Source organism: Flavobacterium sp. GW823-FHT06G12, from assembly GCF_058794775.1.
This window is the reverse complement of sequence record NZ_JBXAHE010000004.1, coordinates 318,454-337,966: the sequence shown is the minus strand read 5'-3', so window position 1 is coordinate 337,966 and position 19,513 is coordinate 318,454. Positions and strand designations below refer to the sequence as shown.

At 34.3% G+C, this 19,513-nt stretch carries 15 protein-coding genes and 1 riboswitch; of the genes, 4 read left to right on the top strand and 11 right to left on the bottom strand.

Annotated elements, in window-relative coordinates; all coding sequences use genetic code 11:
- Positions 1–19 precede the first annotated feature (19 nt).
- On the top strand, positions 20–400 hold the full coding sequence (locus AC1Q5Z_RS17045) for a winged helix-turn-helix transcriptional regulator (RefSeq protein WP_198856530.1): 381 nt from the start codon (positions 20–22) through the stop codon (positions 398–400).
- A 170-nt stretch (positions 401–570) separates the two neighbouring features.
- Here AC1Q5Z_RS17045 and AC1Q5Z_RS17040 read toward each other — a convergent pair whose 3' ends face one another.
- The 6 genes from AC1Q5Z_RS17040 to AC1Q5Z_RS17015 all read right to left on the bottom strand — a co-directional run bounded on the left by AC1Q5Z_RS17040 (position 571) and on the right by AC1Q5Z_RS17015 (position 7,662).
- Positions 571–2,049 (bottom strand): aminotransferase class V-fold PLP-dependent enzyme, encoded by a 1,479-nt coding sequence (locus tag AC1Q5Z_RS17040; RefSeq protein WP_492446055.1) that lies wholly within the window; start codon positions 2,047–2,049, stop codon positions 571–573.
- A 54-nt stretch (positions 2,050–2,103) separates the two neighbouring features.
- A complete protein-coding gene (locus AC1Q5Z_RS17035; RefSeq protein WP_343585478.1) occupies positions 2,104–3,093 on the bottom strand; it encodes a redoxin domain-containing protein in 990 nt (329 codons plus the stop codon).
- Between the two features lie 247 nt (positions 3,094–3,340).
- Positions 3,341–3,441: riboswitch (SAM riboswitch) on the bottom strand.
- Positions 3,442–3,657: 216 nt separating this feature from the next.
- A complete protein-coding gene (locus AC1Q5Z_RS17030) occupies positions 3,658–4,113 on the bottom strand; it encodes a response regulator (RefSeq protein WP_492446053.1) in 456 nt (151 codons plus the stop codon).
- Between the two features lie 2 nt (positions 4,114–4,115).
- Entirely contained in the window at positions 4,116–6,788 is a 2,673-nt protein-coding gene (locus tag AC1Q5Z_RS17025; protein ID WP_492446052.1) for a PAS domain-containing sensor histidine kinase, read from the bottom strand.
- A 232-nt stretch (positions 6,789–7,020) separates the two neighbouring features.
- Positions 7,021–7,224, bottom strand: a complete 204-nt coding sequence (locus tag AC1Q5Z_RS17020) for a hypothetical protein (protein ID WP_343585474.1) — start codon at positions 7,222–7,224, stop codon at positions 7,021–7,023.
- Positions 7,225–7,401: 177 nt separating this feature from the next.
- Positions 7,402–7,662, bottom strand: coding sequence for a hypothetical protein (locus AC1Q5Z_RS17015; RefSeq protein ID WP_198856536.1), 261 nt, complete (start codon positions 7,660–7,662; stop codon positions 7,402–7,404).
- Positions 7,663–7,880: 218 nt separating this feature from the next.
- Here AC1Q5Z_RS17015 and AC1Q5Z_RS17010 point away from each other — a divergent pair, with 218 nt between their 5' ends.
- The 3 genes from AC1Q5Z_RS17010 to AC1Q5Z_RS17000 all read left to right on the top strand — a co-directional run bounded on the left by AC1Q5Z_RS17010 (position 7,881) and on the right by AC1Q5Z_RS17000 (position 10,438).
- Positions 7,881–8,711, top strand: coding sequence for a helix-turn-helix domain-containing protein (locus tag AC1Q5Z_RS17010; protein WP_198856537.1), 831 nt, complete (start codon positions 7,881–7,883; stop codon positions 8,709–8,711).
- Between the two features lie 159 nt (positions 8,712–8,870).
- Positions 8,871–9,704 (top strand): 4,5-DOPA-extradiol-dioxygenase, encoded by an 834-nt coding sequence (gene ygiD, locus AC1Q5Z_RS17005; RefSeq protein ID WP_492446290.1) that lies wholly within the window; start codon positions 8,871–8,873, stop codon positions 9,702–9,704.
- Positions 9,701–10,438 carry an alpha/beta hydrolase gene (locus AC1Q5Z_RS17000; protein ID WP_492446049.1) on the top strand — a complete coding sequence of 246 codons (738 nt, stop codon included), beginning with the start codon at positions 9,701–9,703 and terminating at the stop codon, positions 10,436–10,438. The genes ygiD and AC1Q5Z_RS17000 overlap by 4 nt, the downstream gene beginning before the upstream one ends.
- 68 nt (positions 10,439–10,506) lie before the next feature.
- Here AC1Q5Z_RS17000 and AC1Q5Z_RS16995 read toward each other — a convergent pair whose 3' ends face one another.
- From AC1Q5Z_RS16995 to AC1Q5Z_RS16975, 5 genes are all read right to left on the bottom strand, one after another.
- Entirely contained in the window at positions 10,507–12,369 is a 1,863-nt protein-coding gene (locus AC1Q5Z_RS16995) for a TonB-dependent receptor plug domain-containing protein (RefSeq protein WP_343585467.1), read from the bottom strand.
- Positions 12,370–12,510: 141 nt separating this feature from the next.
- Entirely contained in the window at positions 12,511–13,653 is a 1,143-nt protein-coding gene (locus AC1Q5Z_RS16990; protein ID WP_343585465.1) for an exo-beta-N-acetylmuramidase NamZ family protein, read from the bottom strand.
- A 203-nt stretch (positions 13,654–13,856) separates the two neighbouring features.
- Positions 13,857–15,161 (bottom strand): serine hydrolase domain-containing protein, encoded by a 1,305-nt coding sequence (locus tag AC1Q5Z_RS16985; RefSeq protein WP_343585463.1) that lies wholly within the window; start codon positions 15,159–15,161, stop codon positions 13,857–13,859.
- A gap of 4 nt (positions 15,162–15,165) precedes the next feature.
- Positions 15,166–17,667 (bottom strand): beta-N-acetylhexosaminidase, encoded by a 2,502-nt coding sequence (locus AC1Q5Z_RS16980; protein WP_492446047.1) that lies wholly within the window; start codon positions 17,665–17,667, stop codon positions 15,166–15,168.
- A 13-nt stretch (positions 17,668–17,680) separates the two neighbouring features.
- A complete protein-coding gene (locus tag AC1Q5Z_RS16975) occupies positions 17,681–19,162 on the bottom strand; it encodes a glycoside hydrolase family 10-like protein (RefSeq protein WP_343585459.1) in 1,482 nt (493 codons plus the stop codon).
- Positions 19,163–19,513 lie beyond the last annotated feature (351 nt).

The following is a 19,513-nucleotide window of genomic DNA, read 5'->3' as shown; positions in this document are numbered from 1 at the left end:
TTACCAAATAGATACTAGTATGGCAAAAATTAACGATAATGGAGTGCTTCGCGAAGCCAATTGTTCTGAAGAACTTATGGCAATGCGTGACAGTCTTGATGTTTTGGGCGGTAAATGGAAATTGATGATTCTAAGGTTTTTAACCAACAGAACGCATCAGGTGATTCATTTTAAAAAAATGCAACGTGAAATTGATGGTATTTCGGCTAAAATGCTCAGCAAAGAACTCAAAGAATTGGAGACCAATTTACTCATTACCAGATCTGAACAAAATACCAAACCAGCGACTGTCGTTTATGCCATTACCGAATATGGCAAATCGGTGCTTCCTGTTACCGAAACCTTAGTCAATTGGGGATTGGCGCATAGAGAAAAAATTATCGAATCGATTAGTAAATAAATTTTAAACACATAGAAAGATAGTTTTATCTATAAATACGTTTCAGTTGTTCAAAAACATAGCGATTTGAGAAACTAGTTTATTTCTAAGTCTTTTTACAAAATAGAAAAATCTATCTTTCTATGGGTAAAACCTAACAGGTTCTGAAAACCTGTTAGGACTACTACTAACTAATCTAACTTAAACCAATCTTTTACCTCTTTTTCTATATTATCTTTTATTTTGGGATTTTCAAATTCGTTTGAAACCGAATTGTATTCGTAATCTTTTTTCCATTTTTTATAATTCAACGCTACTTTTTCAATTGCGTCACAGATATAAAAAAGTTCTTCATTGGTCGTAATGGGATGCAAGGATAAACGAACCCAACCTGGTTTATTGGTCTGATTTCGCTGCAATAATTCATTGGTAATTTCAGCCGATTTCTTTTCATTGATATTGAAGAGATAATGCGCATAAGTACTGGCGCAAGACCAGCCCCCGCGAACCTGAATCCCGAAACGATCATTTAAAAGCCTTACAATCAAATTGTAGTGAATATCTTCGATTACAAAAGAAACACAGCCAATTCTTTCTGTTGTTAAATCTCCTAGAATAGATAATCCGGGAATTTTTTGTAGTCTAGAAAAACAGAGATCGAGCAATTCTTTTTCTCTATTTTTAATATTTTCCACTCCCATCTGCTCTTTTAATTCTAAAGCCAAAGCAGTTCTAATAACTTGCAGAAAACCTGGAGTTCCACCATCTTCTCTAACTTCTATAACATCGCTGTAACAATATTTCCCTAAAGGATTAGTCCATTTTACGTTGCCTCCACCTGGATTATCAGGAAAATCGGATTGGTATAATTTTTCATTGAAAACCAAAATACCGCAAGTTCCAGGTCCGCCTAAAAATTTATGAGGCGAAAAGAAAATCGCATCCAATTGTTCTTCTGGATCTTTTGGATGCATATTGATTTTGACATATGGTGCAGAAGCTGCAAAATCTACAAAACAAAGTCCGCCATTTTGATGCATAATTTTGGCCAATTCGTGATAGGGCGTAATAATTCCGGTAACATTCGAACAAGCCGTAAACGAACCTATTTTTAAGCTTCGATCGGCATATTTTTTAATTTCATCTGAAAGAACTTTTGGATCAACCAGATTGTTTTCATCTGGCGAAAGAATTACAACATCTGCATTAATTTCATACCACGGAACCTGATTGGAATGATGTTCCATATGCGTGATAAAAACAACTGGTTTATCTGTTTCCAATTCGTAGTTTTTTCGCACTCCGATAATACGCTGCAGTTTAGATAAAGCAGCCGTCATTCCGCTTCCTGTTGTAACTAAAACATCTGATTCGCTGGCATTAACCGCTTTTTTAATAATTTCTCTAGCGTGCTGATATGCATAAGTAGACGTTTTTCCTGTCTGACTAGAAAATGAATGCGTATTGGCTATCATTGGACCAATTTTATTGAGCATTATATCTTCGATCGGAGTGTATAATCTTCCACTCGCAACCCAGTCTGCATAAACTAGATTTTGTTCTCCGTAAACCGATTCAAAAGTATGCTCAATTCCTACTGTATTTTCTCTAAACTTAGAGAAGTGACACTCCGATTCTGTTGGTTTTGTTGTTGGCTCAATAGCATTCATATCCTTATCATTTTAAATTAACTAATTGTATTTTTTGTTGTGCTTTTTTTAGAATCAAATTTTATTCTCCAAAAGCGCTTTTAATGTAGACTGCAATTCTTCTCCGTGCAGGTTTTTGGCAACGATTATTCCTTTTGAATCCACTAAATAATTACCCGGAATTGCTCTTACACCATATAATTTGGCAACAGCACTGTTCCAGAAAAGCAAGTCAGAAACATGTGTCCATGTCAAATTATCGTCTTGAATTCCTTTAATCCAGTTTTCTTTCTTTTTATCTAATGAAATTGCTACAATATTGAATCCTTTATCATGAAATTCTTTGTAAGCCGATACAATATTTGGATTCTCTTTTCGGCATGGACCGCACCACGAAGCCCAAAAATCAACCAAAGTGTAGCCTTTTAAATTATCATAAAGGCGAACTGGCTTTCCATCAGGATCTTTGGCAGTAAAATCTGGGGCTTTTTTACCAACCGCCAATCCGTCTAATACGGTAACCAGTTCTTTTAGTTCTTTCACGTAAGTGATATTCTGAAGGCTTTTATCTAGTAAAGCAATATTTTGAGTAATTTGCTCTGGTGTTAATCTATACGACCAGTTTCTATATAATACATAAGCCGAAACAATAGATTTTGGATGTTCTGTAATGAATTTACTAATTTCAACATCTTTGGTCTTTTTATAGGTTTCAAACAAATCTTGAGAAGCCGAACCTTCAACCACAGAAGCCGTATAATACTTCTTCGGACTTAGTTTTACTGTTATCGGATCTTTTTCAAGAAAAATATACAATGGCGAACTTTCTGTATTGACGCTTAGACCGTATAATTCTGGCGTTTTTACTTTCGTTTTAAAACTAAAATTTCCGTCTTTTACTTTTGCAGAATCAATAGTCGTAAACATTTTATTGTGAAACTTCTGCAGGTAAACATATTGTGCCACTGTGTCGACAACAGTTCCTTTCAATTGTAAATTGCTTTCCTGAGCTTGAGTTTGAAGCGCTCCAAGAAACAAAGCAAAACCTAGTAGTATTTTTTTCATTTTATTTTTAGTGTTTTAAGATTAGACAAAAGAATTTTGTGCCAATGCCTAAAGCCATCAGCGCTATTGTTATTTTATAAAAGAAATCTGGAAAAGATTACTGTTTTAGAATTCAGAAAAAAGCAAAGCTATTTTCTTCAAAAATTGAATTCAAAAGTTCATAACCGGCATATAATATTGATTCTGCTTTCATTGTAATAAAAATTTTTAGTATGGATGATCTTAAACAGATTTACTGAAGAAATCTTTCTTATCTACCCGCACACGGCGGAAGGATTTAGCACCTTATTCGGCAACAGGTTGCTAAGACTTCATTGGGCCTATTCCCTCAGTCTTTCTGGATAAGTATCATTATATAACTTTTCTGCGATACAAATATATATTAATTCTATCTAATTAGTCAAGTTTAAAAGATGATTTTTTTATTTTTTTATTTAAAAAATACTTTTACAAATTTCAAACACATGAAAATCAAAGCATTAAATTGGAAAAACATTATTTAGGAACGGCATTTTTTATAAAAGAAATTCATACGTTTTACTCTCAAAAGAGAAAAAACATTATTTATTCTGGAAGAAAAACGTGCAAATATTTATTTTTTTCAAGGCTAGAAAGACCTTCTTTCAGTCCGTTTTTGAGGTTTGAAGTAATTAATCCCAACACTTGTTTTAGATCATTGAAATTATTGGGTTTCACAAAATAACAGACAGCACCCAAATTGGCAGCGGCATCCATGTCATTTTTATATGACGAAGTCGAAATCATTATTACAGGAATGTCTTTATAATGTTCCTCTGCCTTTAATTGTTTTAAACATTCCCAGCCATTCATAATCGGCATATTTAAATCTAAGAAAACTACGACTGGCACTTTATCTTGAGCTTTCAACAATTTTAGCACTCCGCTTCCATTTTCAGAACAATGGCAAACAATACTTTCATCTATCTCCGCCAATGCTTCACAGAACATTTCTGCATCGTCCTTATCATCATCAGCTAATAAAATCATATTTTCTCCCATAATTAAATGTCTTTTGCTTTTTGTACAAACGGCAAGGTAATAATAAAAATAGCTCCTTTATTAGAAATTCCTGTTGCAGTAATGCTTCCGCCATGACGTTCGGCTATTTTTTTGCAAAGTGACAAACCTAGACCTGTGCCTTCGTATCGATCCTTAGAATTTAATCGCGTAAAAGTTTCAAAAATGCGCCCTGTTTGATCAAGGTCAAAACCAATTCCGTTATCCTCTACCGTAATTATGGCCACTTTATTACCTGCTTCAATTTGTTCTGTTGCTGTAATATTAATTTGAGGCGGAATGTTTTCTTGGGCGAATTTAATAGAATTATTAATTAGATTATAAAACAGCTGATATAGCAATACCGAAGCTCCTTCTATAACTGGAAGCTCTTCAAAATAAATTTTGCCATTTGCTTCCTGAAGCGCAATTTCAAGATCATTTTCTATGTTTTTAATCACTTCGTTTAAATCGACTATTGTTGTTTTTTGCGAATCGGCATTCATTTTAGAATACGCAAGAACACCATCAATCATATTAAACATACGATCTGCTGCAACATGAATTCGTTCAATATATTTTGATGAAGATTCGTCTAACTGCTCTTCCATATGCTCTTCTAAGCGGCTCAAAAAAGTCTTTATTTTTCGAACAGGCTCTTTTAAATCGTGCGAAGCAACGTGAGCAAACTGCTGTAAATCTTCATTAGAACGCTGTAATTCTTTTGTACGATCTGCTACTAGAATTTCTAGTTTTTCGGTCGTAGACTTTTGTTCATGAATATCGGTACAAGTTCCAAACCAATTAGTAAGCACCCCTTCTTTATCTCTAATAGGAAGCGCTTTACTTAAAAACCAGCGGTATTCGCCTGTATTTGCATTTCTTAAGCGAAACTCTATCTGATAAGGAAATTCTGCACGAACACTTTCGTACCATCTTTTAGAAACCAAATACACATCATCGGGATGCAATTTTGAAATCCAGCTCGAATCTCCAAATTCATGTTCTTCAAAACCTGTATATTCGTACCAGCGACTGTTGTAGTAATCGACAAAACCATCTGGATCTGCTGTCCAAATAATTTGAGGAATAAGATCTGCAAGCTGTCTAAACTTTTCTTCGCTTTCTGTGATAACGTTTTGAAGTTCTTTCTGCGAAGTAATATCACTTGATGCTCCAAACCATTCGATAATTTTTTCTTGATCGTCTAATATCGGAACTACTCTTGAAAAAACCCATCTAACAGAATCGTCCTCATTAACTGCTTTATGTTCCATTTCAAAAATGGATTTTTCGACAATCGATTTAGAAATAAGGTCAACGGCTTGTCGCAAATCTGTAGTATGAATAAACTTATCCAACCAATTGATACCACGTTCTCCCGAATTAGACAAGCCTCCTTCTCCTTCCAAATTTTGCATAATCATCCAATCGGCATCCATTCGATAAACCAAGTCTGATGATGCGTTGACTAAAGCTCGAAAACGGCTTTCGCTTTCTTCCATTTTTTGGCGCGCCACAACTTGTTGTGTAACCTCAACCGCTACTTGAATCATTCCTGTTATTTCTCCATCTTCAATTAACGGACGATAAGCCAAGTTATAATAATAGTCTTTTAATTCTCCTGTTCGATTATGCGGAACCAAAACTTCACTTTGGTCAAAAGGAATTCCTTCGTTGTAAACCTTTAAAACCTGTTCCCAAACATATTGTCCTTCCAGTTCTGGCAAGACATCAATCAAGCGCATTCCGATAATTTCTTCTCCGCGACCAATCATTTGCAACATATGCTTATTGATTTGCTCAATTACAAGATTATCGCCTCGCAACACTAACGTTGGTGCCGGTGTTTGATGAATCATTTTACGGAAACGATTCTCACTTTGCTGCAATTTTTCTTCAGCTTGTTTGCTTTCTGTAATATCCCTTGTAGTTCCTGCGACAAACTCTACTTCTCCTTTTTCATTAAAAACAGGAACAAAAATATAATCGTAAATTCTTCTTCCCAATTCAGCATGAGGAAAAGAAACCGTTCCTCGAATTGGTTTTCTCTCAGAAATCACAGTATCTATTTCTTTTTCGTGCATTTCGGCATGCCAATCTTCGTAACCATTTTCAATTAAACCGCGTCCAATAGAGTCTTCTGCCGTTTTTCCCCACATGCTCAACAAAGCTTTGTTTGCATAGGCAAACTTATAATCGCGATCAAATACATAAACCAAATCTGGTGTCCCATTTAATATAGAATCATAAAGTCTTTTTTGTTTTTCTGCATCAATCAATGCATTATTCAGAGCAGTTTCGGCATGCTTCTTTTCGGTAACATCTTCCATTGTCACGACTAACATTTCGTCTTGTTTTACAACAGTAAATCCGAAACATTGTTTTCCATTTTCATCGCCGTACCATTGCTCAAAATTGGCTGCAATGCCAGTTTCTGTCGTTTCAATAAATTGCTCCAAAATATTGGTTCCTTCTATTTTAGAGAAAACTGTACTGAATCTTTTGCCTTTGTAGTCTTTATTATCGATCCAGTTTATAATACAAGAATTAAACAACAATATTGAAAAATCTTCGACTTTGTCTTTATTATCGTACAAAGATTTTAAAACTGCAATTCCATTAGGTGCAGAATTAAAAACGGTCTGAAAAAGCTCTAAATTACTTATTAGCTCCATTATCGTACTGAGTGATAGTTTTCTAAAGTTGTTTTATAGTGTAAAAGGCATGTAAATTGTTAATTTCCTTCTCAAATATAGAGAAAAACGCTTTTACTTTAAACATTTGTTAAAAATGATTTTGATTTAATAAGACATCTTTAAACACCCTCATTAATCTTCTATTAATGCATAGTAACAAAAAAGCTGAATCGTTAGTATTCAGCTTTTCGTTTTATGCATTTACTAGCAATTACTTCTTAATAGAATCAGTCTTAACTGTTGCTGTTGTGTCTATATCGACTGTATCCATGTCTGGTCCTACAGTGTCCATTGTTTTTTGAATAGAATCATTTTCATATGAATCTATTGTAGTGCTTTCGTTCTTTTTACAAGAAAATGATAATCCTGCCAAAAAAACTAAGAGGGCAATTTTTATTTTTATTTGCTTTTTCATAATCGTATATTTTTAATTGAATATTTTCTTCTTTAAATATTATAAAAATAGCGATTTCAGCCTTTAGTTCTTTTACACAATTTTTATAACTTGTTATATATCAATAAATTTACTTTATAAAAATGCTAAACTAGTAATAAAAAAGAGCAGAAGTTTTTCTGCTCTTTTTTATCATTTTTAATCTATTTTAGTTGCATCATTTTCGGCAATATCTCTATTGAAATTATTTTTATGCCTAAGTTCTTCATAATCGGCATCATCTCCCCAATCGCCTGTGTTTTGTTGATGAATAGGATGATTTTCTTCGTTTAGCAGTTCCTGTTTGTTTTCATCATTTGGAAAATACATATGGTATCCTAAGATTGGATCCCAATTTGATTCTTGAGTACGATCAATACCATCTTGGAATAAATCGTTTTGTTCATTTCTTGTATCCATTTTCTATAATTTTATACTCTCAAAAATTGAAAGCCCGATTATTATTTCATTCCTAAGTTAGTAAAATTCAATAAATTAAACCATAACTACTTATATCATTTAACGAAAAATTTACATGATTTGCTTATAGACTTTCAATTGATTTTTGATTTAACCAATAGTCTCCAATAAAATGTCTAAGAATAATAATTACCTTTAGATTCCTCAAAACACCAATTATGACTGAGATTTTTAAAATGTTTAAGATTACGGCTGCCGAATCTGAAAAAATTATGCAATCGGTAAATGAACCTCATGCGCATGATTTTGAAGAACTCATAATTGGAAATAAAGGCCAGCTAGAACATTTCATAGATTTTCAGTCCAAATTGATTGAAGCGCCTTTTATTAGTTTTGTGACTCAAGGAAAAATTCATCGCGCAAAACCTCTCATAAAAGATGGAGATTGCGATATGTGGGTTTTACGATTTAAAAGCGAATTCATCGCTGAAACTACCTTCAGTCTTTATGCTTCTTTTCATGACAAAGCGAATATTAGCTTGCAAAGTAATTATTGTTTTGAAAAACTAGATACCATCTGTAAAATTATTTTTGATGAATACGAACAAGAAGCTCCTGATCTTGCCGTTATCAAACAATTATTGAGCGCGCTTTTTACCATTATCGAATCGGAAAGACGAAAGCTGAATTTAGATAACGCTGAATCGAAAAAAATTCAGAGTTCTACTTTCAAAAACTTTTTGAGGTTATTAGAACAGCATTACAAAGAATCTAAAGATGTAAATTTTTACGCAGAAAAACTCTTTATGACTTCGCGCAACTTAAATATTATCTGCCAAAATATTTTACAGCAAAGTGTTTCGGAAATTATTGAAACTAGAAAATTAACCGAAGCCAAAAACTTATTAATGACAACAGATAAAAACATTGCCGAAATAGGTTACGAACTCGGATTTAATGAAAAAACCTATTTTACGCACGCTTTTAAACGAAAAGCAGGAATGACTCCAACAGAATTTAGAGAAGAAATGAAAAAGCTTCTTTCTTAAAAACACAACCTTTCTTCCGAAAATCATTACCCCTTTCGTTGTAATTAAATGCAATTTTGTATCACAAATAAAAGATACTTTTTAAGCAATTAATTATAAAAAATGAATCGTAAAGATTTTCTAAAAACCATGGCAATTTTACCTATCGGAGCTGCAGCAATGAAACTCAGCTCACTTAAAACCGCTGTAGATACTTTTGGACCTACAGAACGAATGCCAGTTCTTTTTCTAGGACACGGAAATCCGATGAATGCATTGGCAGATAATAATTTTACTCAAGGCTTTCAACAAGTGGCAAAAACACTTCCAAAACCAAGAGCGATACTTTGTATTTCTGCACACTGGGAAACCAAAGGAACTTTTGTAACGGCAATGCAAAAACCGCCAACTATTCATGATTTTGGAGGTTTTCCGCAAGCACTTTTTGATGTGCAATATCCTGCACCTGGAAGTCCAGAATTAGCCTTAGAAACACAAAAATTAATCACTTCAACTTCGGTTGGATTAGATAACAGTTGGGGGTTGGATCATGGATGTTGGACGGTTGTCAAATTTCTTTATCCAAATGCCGATATTCCGGTTATCGAAATGAGTATCGATTACTCGCAACCAGCATTATATCATTATGAACTAGGAAAAGAGCTAGCAGCTTTACGCCGAAAAGGTGTTCTTATTGTTGGAAGCGGAAATACTGTTCACAATTTACGTCTCGCCGCTTGGGACAAAATGATGGTTCCGGGTTACGCTTTTGAATGGGCGCATATTGCGAATGAAAAAATGAAAAACATGATTTTGGATAAGGATCACAAATCGCTTATTCAATTTGACAAACAAGGAAGAGAATTTGAATTGGCCGTTCCAACTCCAGAACATTATCTTCCGTTATTGTACATTTTATCACTTCAGGAAAAAGACGAAAAAGCAACGATTTTTAATGATGAACTTGTGGCTGGATCACTCAACATGATGTCTGTAAAAATAGACAAAGCATGAGTTTAAAAAAGTTTTTTTGGATTGCATTTGCCGTCCTTATTACCCTATCAATTTTCAGTTTTACGATTATGAATTCAACTAAAGAAAAAACTAAACTGCATTATTTAATTAGAGAACCCAAAATAAAAACGGCAAATCCGCCCTTGGTGATTTTGCTTCATGGCGTTGGCGGAAACGAGCAAAATCTTTTTTCGTTTGCACCCGAATTGCCCGATAATTTTGTGGTGGTGTCTGCTCGCGGACCATTGACTTTTGGCGCAAATAGTTTCGCTTGGTTTCAGGTAGATTTTTCTACTGGAAAACCTCAGATAAATGCTGAACAAGCCGAAAATTCAAGATTAATGCTAATTGATTTTATTAATGATTTAAAATCTGAAGTCCATTTTAATTCTGAAGAAGTTTACTTAATGGGATTTAGCCAAGGCGGAATCATGAGCTATAGTGTTGCACTTACCGCTCCAGAAAAAGTGAAAGGAATTGCCGTAATGAGCGGAAGACTTTTGCCAGAAATAAAACCTTTTATGGCAAATGAAAAACGTCTTGAAAAACTTAAAATCTTTATTTCTCACGGAAAACAAGATGCTGTTTTAAATTATCAATACGCCATAGACGCTTCTGATTTTCTAAAAACAAAAAATTTACATCCTGATTTTCATTCTTACGAAGAAGGTCACACTGTAAATAGACAAATGTTTGATGATGTCAATCTTTGGCTAAAAAACAATAGTCTTTAACAAAAAAGCCTGTAAACGTAATGTTTACAGGCTTTTTTACAATAATCTAATTCCCTAAATAAAGTAATTTAAAAAGTAACTAATTTCACTCCCAATGTAAACCATCTTGAAGGCAGTGGGACTGCTCCTACTTCATAATACGCTGCATTGAAAATATTTTGTCCATCTAAGAAAATGGTGAATTTATTAATTGCCTGGCTTACTCTAAAGTCATTTACCCAATAAGAAGGCCCTGTAATTCTTTCGTTAAAACGAGTTGCAAACATTACAGATAGATTTCTAAACTGATAATCTATCGTATTGGTAATTTGATGTTTTAATGAAGAAATTGCATATTTTGAATACGTTTCTGTACGTGCTGTTTTAAATTCAGAATCTAAATAAGTGTATCCTAAAAGAATGTTTAATCTAGAATCTTTAGAGAAATCAAATCTATAAGTTCCACGTAAGTTGATTCCGTTTGTGTTCAAATCTCCAGTGTTCTGACTTTGCCAAGGCACCGTTGTTTCGTTACGCATCCAATCGATATAATTGTCAATTTTTCTGTAGAAATAATTCGCATTTAAGCTCAAAGCTCTTTTGTTGTACTTAAATCCAACTTCACTCTGAAACGCATTTTCCGAATCTAAATCTGGATTTCCGATATTTCCAGTTTGTTTCAAATACAAATCTGTAAACGATGGAATTCTTTGGCTTGTTCCCACATTTCCAATAATTTTAAATGCGTCAGTAATTGCATAACTTGCATCAATTCCTGGATAAATCTGCCATTTGTAATCTGAATTATAGTTTAAATACGTTCCGATGTTTACATCTAACTTTTCCGTAAAACTTGTTCTGTACTCGGCATAAAGACCAACATTATCGCGATCATGATCTCCAATGTTTGAAGAGTGAATATTTTCGTTTCTAAATTCAGCTCCAAAACCAATTTCTCCTTTAGATAATTTAACTGTAGAATTCAATTCTCCAGCAATAGAATTCGTGTAATGCTGACTTCTTCCAACTGTCAAATTTGAATTTCCTAAATAACGGTAATCATCATAATTGTATCTGTAAGTTACTCTCGGCATAATTTTCCAACTATCCGTAATTTGATGATTGGATTGAATGTTAGCAAATGTAGTCTGAACAATTTCGGTAGCATTTTTATCAGTTGGAGCAGCATAAAATCCGTTAGCACCAAATCCGTTATTGATGTAACCTGCAGAACCTAAAATTTCGTTTTTATCATTGATCTGAACATTTCCTTGATAGAAAATTTTATTGTTTTCGAATGCTGTATTGTAACGGTAACCGTTGCTTTTATCATGCGAAGCAAAAATTAAATGTTGCTGTTTTTCTTTTCCTAAAACAGCTCCAGCTTGAATTCCTGTTCCGTAATAGGTATCTCCAGTGTCTTCCGTGTCTTTTTCGAAATTAGAACCTGCATAAGTGCTAACCAAAAAACCAGAATCGGTTGGTTTTTTCGTAATAATATTAATAGCTCCCGTTAAACTGTTGATTCCATAAATTCTTGCAGCCGGACCACGAACAACTTCGATTCTCTCTATTGCCTCAACTGGAAGAGGAAGATTCAACATATTATGAGCCGTTTGCGAATCGATAACTTTTGCTCCATTCAATAAAACAACAGTTTGCTCAAAACTTCCGCCATCAACACTAATGTCGGCTTGAGTTCCAAAAGGTCCTCTTTGTCTAATATCTACTCCGTTGGCATATTGCAATACTTCTTGCAATGTTCTTCCTGGAAGTTTTTTTATTGTTTCGCTAGAGATAACATAAACGTTTCTGTTTTGTTTAGAAATTGGCGTGTTAAAACGACCTTCGTTAATAATGACTTCATCCATTTGGTTGATGGAATCGTTTTTTGTCTGTGCGTAAAAATTGGTACAAATTACTGTAAAAACAGCAAAATAGATTTTTTTCATTTTGGTTTACTATTTTTTTGGCAAAAGTAAACTCTTACCGTACCAACAAAGCATACCAGTTTAATAATTACAAGTAGTCCGGTTGAAATTCTATTCTATTTTGTGTGAAATCAAATAAAACGAAAGAAAACCTGAAAGATATTACTTATAAATCAAATATTTAGCTCTCATTTTTTTAAACGCAATTAAACCTTCTTTCCAACTGTTTCTGATTTCTTCTTCCGAAATTCCAGCTTCAATCTGCTGTTGGAGTTTTTCATTTCCTGCGCGAATGGCAAATTTTCTTTTATCGAAAAATTTAGATTTATCTGCTGTTGTCTGATAGGCTTTTATCAACCATTTAATTTCTAATCTGCTTATTCTCGGAATAGAAGACAAATCTTCTCCATTGCATTCTATACCTTTGTATAAAGGATCTTTATCTCCAAAATTAGGTTGTGGAGTAAAAGAGAAATCGCTTTTTGGCAGATAGGGCGAACCGTAAATCTGGAACTGCTTTTCGGTTCCGCGTCCCATACTTACATTTGTTCCTTCAAAAAGACATAAACTCACATATAAATTAATCGCTTGATCGTTTGGCAAATTTGGTGAAGGTCGTACAGGCAAACTATAAGAGCTTTTTCTAGTATAATTCAAACACGGAATCACAGTCAGTTTGCATTGAATTCCATCTTTCAGCCATTTTTGTCCGTTGATCATTTTGGCTTCTTCTCCCAAAGTCATTCCGTGCAATAAAGGCGTTGGATGCATTCCGATTCCGCTTTTAAAAGCGATATCCAAAACAGGGCCGTCAACGATCGAAATATTCGGATTGGGACGATCCAACACAATCAGTGGAACATTGTTCTCTGCGCAGGCTTCCATAATGCGGTGCATTGTAGAAACGTACGTATATAATCGTGTTCCAACATCCTGCAAATCAAAAACCATAACATCGATTCCTTTTAATTGCTCTGGAGTTGGTTTATTGTTTTTTCCGTAAAGCGAAACAATCTGCAAACCAGTTTTAGAATCGATTTCGTCAGATACATTTTCTCCAGCATCAGCTGTTCCTCTAAAACCGTGTTCTGGTGCAAAAATGCTTTTTATTTTTACTTTTTGTTCTACTAAAAAATCGACTAAATGTTTTTCTTTAGTGATAATTCCCGTTTGGTTGGTTACAATTCCTACGGTTTTGTCTTTTAATAAAGGCAGGTATTTTTCGGAATTCTCAGCACCAGTTTTTATTTGCTGCGCAAAAGAAACGGCTGAAATTAGCAGGCAGATTATAATTAGTTTTTTCATAGCTCTTATTTTTTTTTGCCACAGATTAAAGGATTAAAAAAGGATTTTTTGTTTGTCACTAATTACACAAATTTTCGCTAATTCTTTTTTTACATACTTTATATAAAATAAAAATCACTTTAATCCTCTTAATCTGTGGCAAAACTTTTTCAAACAGATTAAGAAAATTAATTCGTGTAAATTCGTGCAATTCGTGGCAAACTTTATTTATTAATCTGTCTCCAGATTTTAGCGCTAAAATCGTCTTTGTACATTAATCTGTTTGTTCTCGTTGGGTTAACTCGATTGGTTAGAATGATTAAAAATCGGTTTGTATTTCTATTCATAAAGAAAAAAGTTCCTGTAAAACCCGTATGCCCAAAATCGTCTTTTGTAAAAAACTCGTCTGGTTTTCTTTTATCAAAACCTAAACCGCGATAAATTCCCTCTTTTGCAAGTGGCGAATCTGTAAACTCTTTTACAACATTGGCTTTTAGAATCTGTTTTCCTTTGTAATTTCCGTTGTTCATTAACATTTTACAGATTACGGCAATCGATTCTGCGTTGGCAAACAAACCTGCATTTCCAGAAACGCCTCCAAAAATCGCCGCTGCTTCATCGTGCACATAACCTTTTACAGTATCTTTTCTAAAAAAATTATCTACCTCAGTTGGCATTACATTATCTATAGAAGTCCATTTTAACGGATTATAGCCAATTTTCGAAATGCCTAATTCGGTATAAATTTCATTTGTGAACTCATCGAGTTTTTTTCCTGTTTTGGTTTCAATCATTTGCTTCACCAAAAGCAAATTTAAATCGCTATACAAATATTTCGCTCTCGGATTTGTATTTGCCTTTGCAATTCTCTCATAAACCGATGGATAAAACTCTGGATTGAGCCACATGTTTTTATAAATCTGAACCCAATTTTCTTTTGGTTCAAAAACCAGATATTTAGAATCGTAAACAATATTTTTGTTCACAAACATATTATCAAAAGGCTCAACATATTGTTCCGATTTTTGATTGCTCAAAAAAGGCGAATTATCTGGTGTAGAAAGCAATGCTTGATAAAAAGTGATACTTGGCGTTAATCCAGAAGTGTGCGTTAGCAATTCAAAAAGCGTTAAATCGGAAATCGCTGTGTTTTTGTACATCGGAACAATTTCACCTACTTGATCCGTCAATTTAATTTCTCCATCTCCAACCAAACGCATTGTTACAAGTGTTGCTCCTAAAACTTTAGACATCGAAGCCAAATCAAAAACATCATCTGATTTTACTAATTGCTTTTTGGTATAATCGTGATAACCGTAATTTTTGGAAATCAGATTAAAATCTCCTGTTCCTACAATAATCTGTGCTCCTGGAAAAAAGCCTTTTTCGAGCGCATTTGTCATCATCGAATCGATATAAACCTCATTTCGTTTTACATCAAAAGATTGCTTTGCCTTTTTCTGCGAATAACCTTTTACTCCCAAGAAAATCAAGGAAACCACTATAATTTTAATACCAATATTTTTCATAGTACTATGGATTAATTTTTAAGTCCTGTCCTGCCATCAAAGGCTCATTATTGGTTCCTGTAATTTGTATTCTAACCGCTTTTATAGGCTGTTTCGGATAAATTGATGCGTTTCCGTAATCAAAATTATCGCCTTTTATAAAATCAGTTCCATTGTATGAAAACTCAACATAACCGTTGTTTATTATAAATCTCGGATGATGCGGAATTCCAGTTAAAACATCTATTTTAGAAGACACTACAGGATTCGTAAAAGTATACAAAATCCAATCGCCATCTTTGCAGGCAACATCGGTACGCAAATAGGTTTCTTCATTATAATCTTCCAGATTCGCAATTGGAAACTTCGGATTTTCTGCCATCGAAGAAGTCACTTTCACTTCTGGTTCCTGATAAGGCGTACAATTGAATTTTACATTTGCTGCAGATTTTTTCTCTTCTTTATTTTCGACTGTAAAGTCTAATCGATACGTATTTTTTTCATTATAATTTTCAATCAAAAATCTCAAACGAGGTTTTGATTTTAGTGCTTTTTCATCTGCATAAGTCTGAATTAATTTATCATTTTCAAAAAGCGAAACATTTTTGATTGTTCCGTTTGCTCCATCATCTGTCGGATTGAAAGTCAAATACCAGATTCCTTTTTTATCAACATGTTCAGTAATATTTTCAGAAATAGTCAAGACTTCTGCTTTAGAGGTATTCCAATTGGCAACAGGCAGTTTTTCAGCTTTTACTGCTGGACTTGCTATATATTCATTAAAAAATACTCTAAACATATAGCGTTCGTAATCTTTCGTTTGAATTGGCTCTGTGTATAGAGGCGATTGTCTTGTTGGCTCATTTCCATCTTTATCAAATCGCACAACAGCACCTTCATAAGGTGGCGTTACAGTAATTGTTCCATTTTTATAAATCGCTGTTGGAGGAAAATCTCTAAAAGCAATTCCCATATCTGCCAGTCTTTGCAAATGACTGTGAGTTAATCTTCCGTAAAAATCGTCCCAGTTTTTATCTTCTTTTTTAGACCATCCAATTTCAGACAACGCACTGATTCTCGGATAACTTTGATATTCCATAATTCTTGCAGGACGATCCAAATATTCGCTCCACAAAGCACCTTGAACTCCAATGATATTTTTTTGTTCTTCTGGAGTTAAATCAGTATCTGGAATTGGTTCAAACGAATAGGCTCTTTTGGTATCTGTGATTGCAGCCCAACGATGGCCGCGTTCTGTTTCAGATTGTGCCATATCGTAATACGTAAATTGTCCTGGCATCATGATGGTTTTATACCCTTTTTTTGCAGATTCAATTCCATAACTAATTCCTTGCCAAGCAGAAATCAACGTGTTCGGATCAATTTCTCCGCCTTTCAGGATTTCGTTCCATCCATCTGTTTTTTTATGGTATTTGTCTACAATTTTCTGTACTCTTCTAAAGAAATAATTTTGAAGCTGAAAACTATCTGTAAATCCTTCCTTTGCCATCAAAGCTTGACATTTTGGACAATGTTCCCAATTGGCACGATTAACTTCGTCTCCGGCAATATGAATATATTCAAAAGGGAATAATCCAGATACTTCTCTAATAATCGAATCTAGGAGATCATAATTTTCTTCGCGCCCAACACACCAAACATTTTTCACTTCGCCCTGAACACTTTTTAGTTCCTGCGTAATCGCACAACCCACTTCTGGATACGAAGCTGTTACGGCACGCGAATGTCCCGGTATTTCGATTTCTGGCATTACAGAAATACCTCGATCTGCTGCATAAGCCACCACTTCTTTAATATCTTCTTGTGTATAGAAACCTCCGTAACGTTTGTCACCAGAGCCATAAGAAGGAAGCAAAACTTCGCCTGGACCTCTCCAAGCGCCTTTTAAAGTTAAATCTGGCAACGATTTAATTTCGATTCTCCAGCCGTTATCGTCTGTTAAATGCCAATGAAAAACATTCATTTTATGAGCGGCCAACCAGTCAATATAATTTTTTACGGTTTGTTTATCGAAGAATTGTCTTGAACAATCCAACATCATTCCACGCCAGTCAAAACGTGGATAATCTTCAATTTTTACAAACGGAACGCTTCCTTTTTTAACATCTTTTGTAGAACAAATTTGAAGTAAAGTCTGAAATCCGTTTAAAACTCCTTTATCTGTTTTTCCTTTTACGAAAATTCCTTTTTCATTTATTTCTAAGTGATAACCTTCATCTGGAAGATTCAATTTCTTATCAACCAGAAATGAAATATTATTTTTTCCGTGTTTTTTTCCAATAGAAACAATTGGGGTAATTCCTGTATTTTTTGAAATATTTGCTGAAATATAATCGGCGCTGTTTTTTAATTTCTTGTCTACAACCACTTTTAATGGCGAAGGCAAAACAAACTGACCCGAACTTTGCTGAACAGATACCGGTTTCGGAATTAGGTCTAATTTTTGGGCTTGTACAAAACTAAGCGAACTTAGAAATATGGCTAATAGAAGAATACTTTTTCTCATTTCTTTGTATATTTTATTTTATTGAAAATTCAATCGGACTGCTTTCTGTCTGAGTCTGACTCAAAGCGGTGAGCGCATACACGTAGTTTTCCAAATCGGCATTCGGAACTTCTAGTTTTAAGGCTGTTGTCACATAATAAATATTCTCAGGATTTGAGAAATCAGTTATTCTTCCTTTTGGGAATTTGTAGATTACATATTTTTTGTCATTCAATGCCGCTTTCCAAGTCAAAACTGCTTTATCTCCTTTTTTAGCAATCACTGCATTTGTTGGCGGTTCTGGTTTTAGTCTTGTAATTCTATTCGCTTCTGGAGTTAAAGCAATGTATTTATATTCTTTTTGAAGAAGTGGCTGTCTCAAAGTATCTCCTTTTTTTAAGAAAGTCGAAGCGGTAAAATGCATAGAGCCATCAATTTGAGGCATTTTACGAATCATTTCGATTTGTTTTACAATCTGGTCCGGACTTCTCCACTCAGGTTCTTTAGCCGAAGTTGAAATTTTATAATCGCCATGGCCAACGTAAACATTTGCTCCATATTTGTGTTCTGCCCACCATTTTGCCAGAACTTCAAAATTGGCGCGGTCAAAACCAATATGCCAGTATAATTGAGGTGTTACATAATCGATCCAGTTTTCTTTTTGCCATTTTAAGATATTCGCATACAAATCATCATAATTTGTTGCTCCAGCAACGGTATTAGAACCTTGCGAATCTTTGGCAATATTTCGCCAAACCCCAAAAGGTGAAATTCCGAATTCGACTTCTGGTTTATTGGCAATAATGGTATCTCTGATTTGCTTGATAATTAAATCGACATTGTCTCTTCTCCAATCGTCTTTATCTTTAAACTGGCGCGGTTCTTTGGCAAATGCTTTATCATCTGGAAATTCTTGTCCTGCAATTTTATACGGATAAAAATAATCATCCATGTGAACTGCCTGAATATCGTATTTACGAACAATCTCGCCCACAACAGAAGCCACAAAATCTCTGGTTTCCTTTAAACCCGGATTAAAATATCTCGTTTTTCCGTAAGTCAGGAAAAGGTCTGGTCTTTTAAAATATAAATGATTTTTTGAAAGTACATCTCTAACGGTATCTTTCTGAACACGATACGGGTTAAGCCAAACATGCACATTCATTCCACGTTTTCCCGCTTCATCGATCATCATCTGCAACGGATCGAAACCTGGGGCAACGCCTTGGGTTCCGGTTATCCAATGCGATGCTGGTTCTTTTGTTGATTTATAAAATGCATCAGCAGTTGGACGAATTTGAAAAATTACGGTATTCATATTATAAGAACGCAGATTATCCAAAATGGCAATCATTTCGTTCTTCATTTCTTTGTCTGATAATCCTGGTTTAGAAGGCCAGTCGATATTTTCTACGGTAGAAATCCAAGCGGCTCGCATTTCTCTTTTTGGAGATTGCTGACTGAAAATTTTAGTCTGAATCAGCAATACCAAAATCATAATTTTTAGGCTTTTCATAAATTATTATTTTTAGGTAGTTAGTATAATATTGTTGCAGAAAAGTTTAACCGCAAAGGGCGCAGTGGTTTACGCTATGTTCGCAAAAAGTTTCTTTTCCTTTTTTTTAATCTCGCAGAGGCGCAATTTTTTTATTGTTTGATTGTTATTTTTCTCTCGCAGATTTAGCAGATTCAATGGATTTAATTTGTTGCGAAAAAAATCTTTTTAATCCTTTAATCTGTGGCTATTTTTACTCTCGCAGATTTAATTCGCGGAAATTTGTGCAATTCGTGGCGAATATTTTTTTAATCCTTATATCCCGATAACTATCGGGAGTGGCAAAAAAATACCTAACAGGTTTTGAAAACC

Excerpts from the sequence above, each read along its gene's own strand:
- AC1Q5Z_RS17045 (WP_198856530.1), top strand. The coding sequence starts at position 20 with ATGGCAAAAATTAACGATAATGGAGTGCTTCGCGAAGCCAATTGTTCT.
- AC1Q5Z_RS17010 (WP_198856537.1), top strand. The coding sequence starts at position 7,881 with ATGACTGAGATTTTTAAAATGTTTAAGATTACGGCTGCCGAATCTGAA.
- AC1Q5Z_RS17020 (WP_343585474.1), bottom strand. The coding sequence starts at position 7,224 with ATGAAAAAGCAAATAAAAATAAAAATTGCCCTCTTAGTTTTTTTGGCA.
- AC1Q5Z_RS16975 (WP_343585459.1), bottom strand. The coding sequence starts at position 19,162 with ATGAAAAGCCTAAAAATTATGATTTTGGTATTGCTGATTCAGACTAAA.
- AC1Q5Z_RS17040 (WP_492446055.1), bottom strand. The coding sequence starts at position 2,049 with ATGAATGCTATTGAGCCAACAACAAAACCAACAGAATCGGAGTGTCAC.
- AC1Q5Z_RS16980 (WP_492446047.1), bottom strand. The coding sequence starts at position 17,667 with ATGAGAAAAAGTATTCTTCTATTAGCCATATTTCTAAGTTCGCTTAGT.
- AC1Q5Z_RS16985 (WP_343585463.1), bottom strand. The coding sequence starts at position 15,161 with ATGAAAAATATTGGTATTAAAATTATAGTGGTTTCCTTGATTTTCTTG.
- AC1Q5Z_RS16990 (WP_343585465.1), bottom strand. The coding sequence starts at position 13,653 with ATGAAAAAACTAATTATAATCTGCCTGCTAATTTCAGCCGTTTCTTTT.
- AC1Q5Z_RS17030 (WP_492446053.1), bottom strand. The coding sequence starts at position 4,113 with ATGGGAGAAAATATGATTTTATTAGCTGATGATGATAAGGACGATGCA.
- AC1Q5Z_RS17000 (WP_492446049.1), top strand. The coding sequence starts at position 9,701 with ATGAGTTTAAAAAAGTTTTTTTGGATTGCATTTGCCGTCCTTATTACC.
- ygiD (WP_492446290.1), top strand. The coding sequence starts at position 8,871 with ATGAAACTCAGCTCACTTAAAACCGCTGTAGATACTTTTGGACCTACA.
- AC1Q5Z_RS17025 (WP_492446052.1), bottom strand. The coding sequence starts at position 6,788 with ATGGAGCTAATAAGTAATTTAGAGCTTTTTCAGACCGTTTTTAATTCT.
- AC1Q5Z_RS17015 (WP_198856536.1), bottom strand. The coding sequence starts at position 7,662 with ATGGATACAAGAAATGAACAAAACGATTTATTCCAAGATGGTATTGAT.
- AC1Q5Z_RS16995 (WP_343585467.1), bottom strand. The coding sequence starts at position 12,369 with ATGAAAAAAATCTATTTTGCTGTTTTTACAGTAATTTGTACCAATTTT.
- AC1Q5Z_RS17035 (WP_343585478.1), bottom strand. The coding sequence starts at position 3,093 with ATGAAAAAAATACTACTAGGTTTTGCTTTGTTTCTTGGAGCGCTTCAA.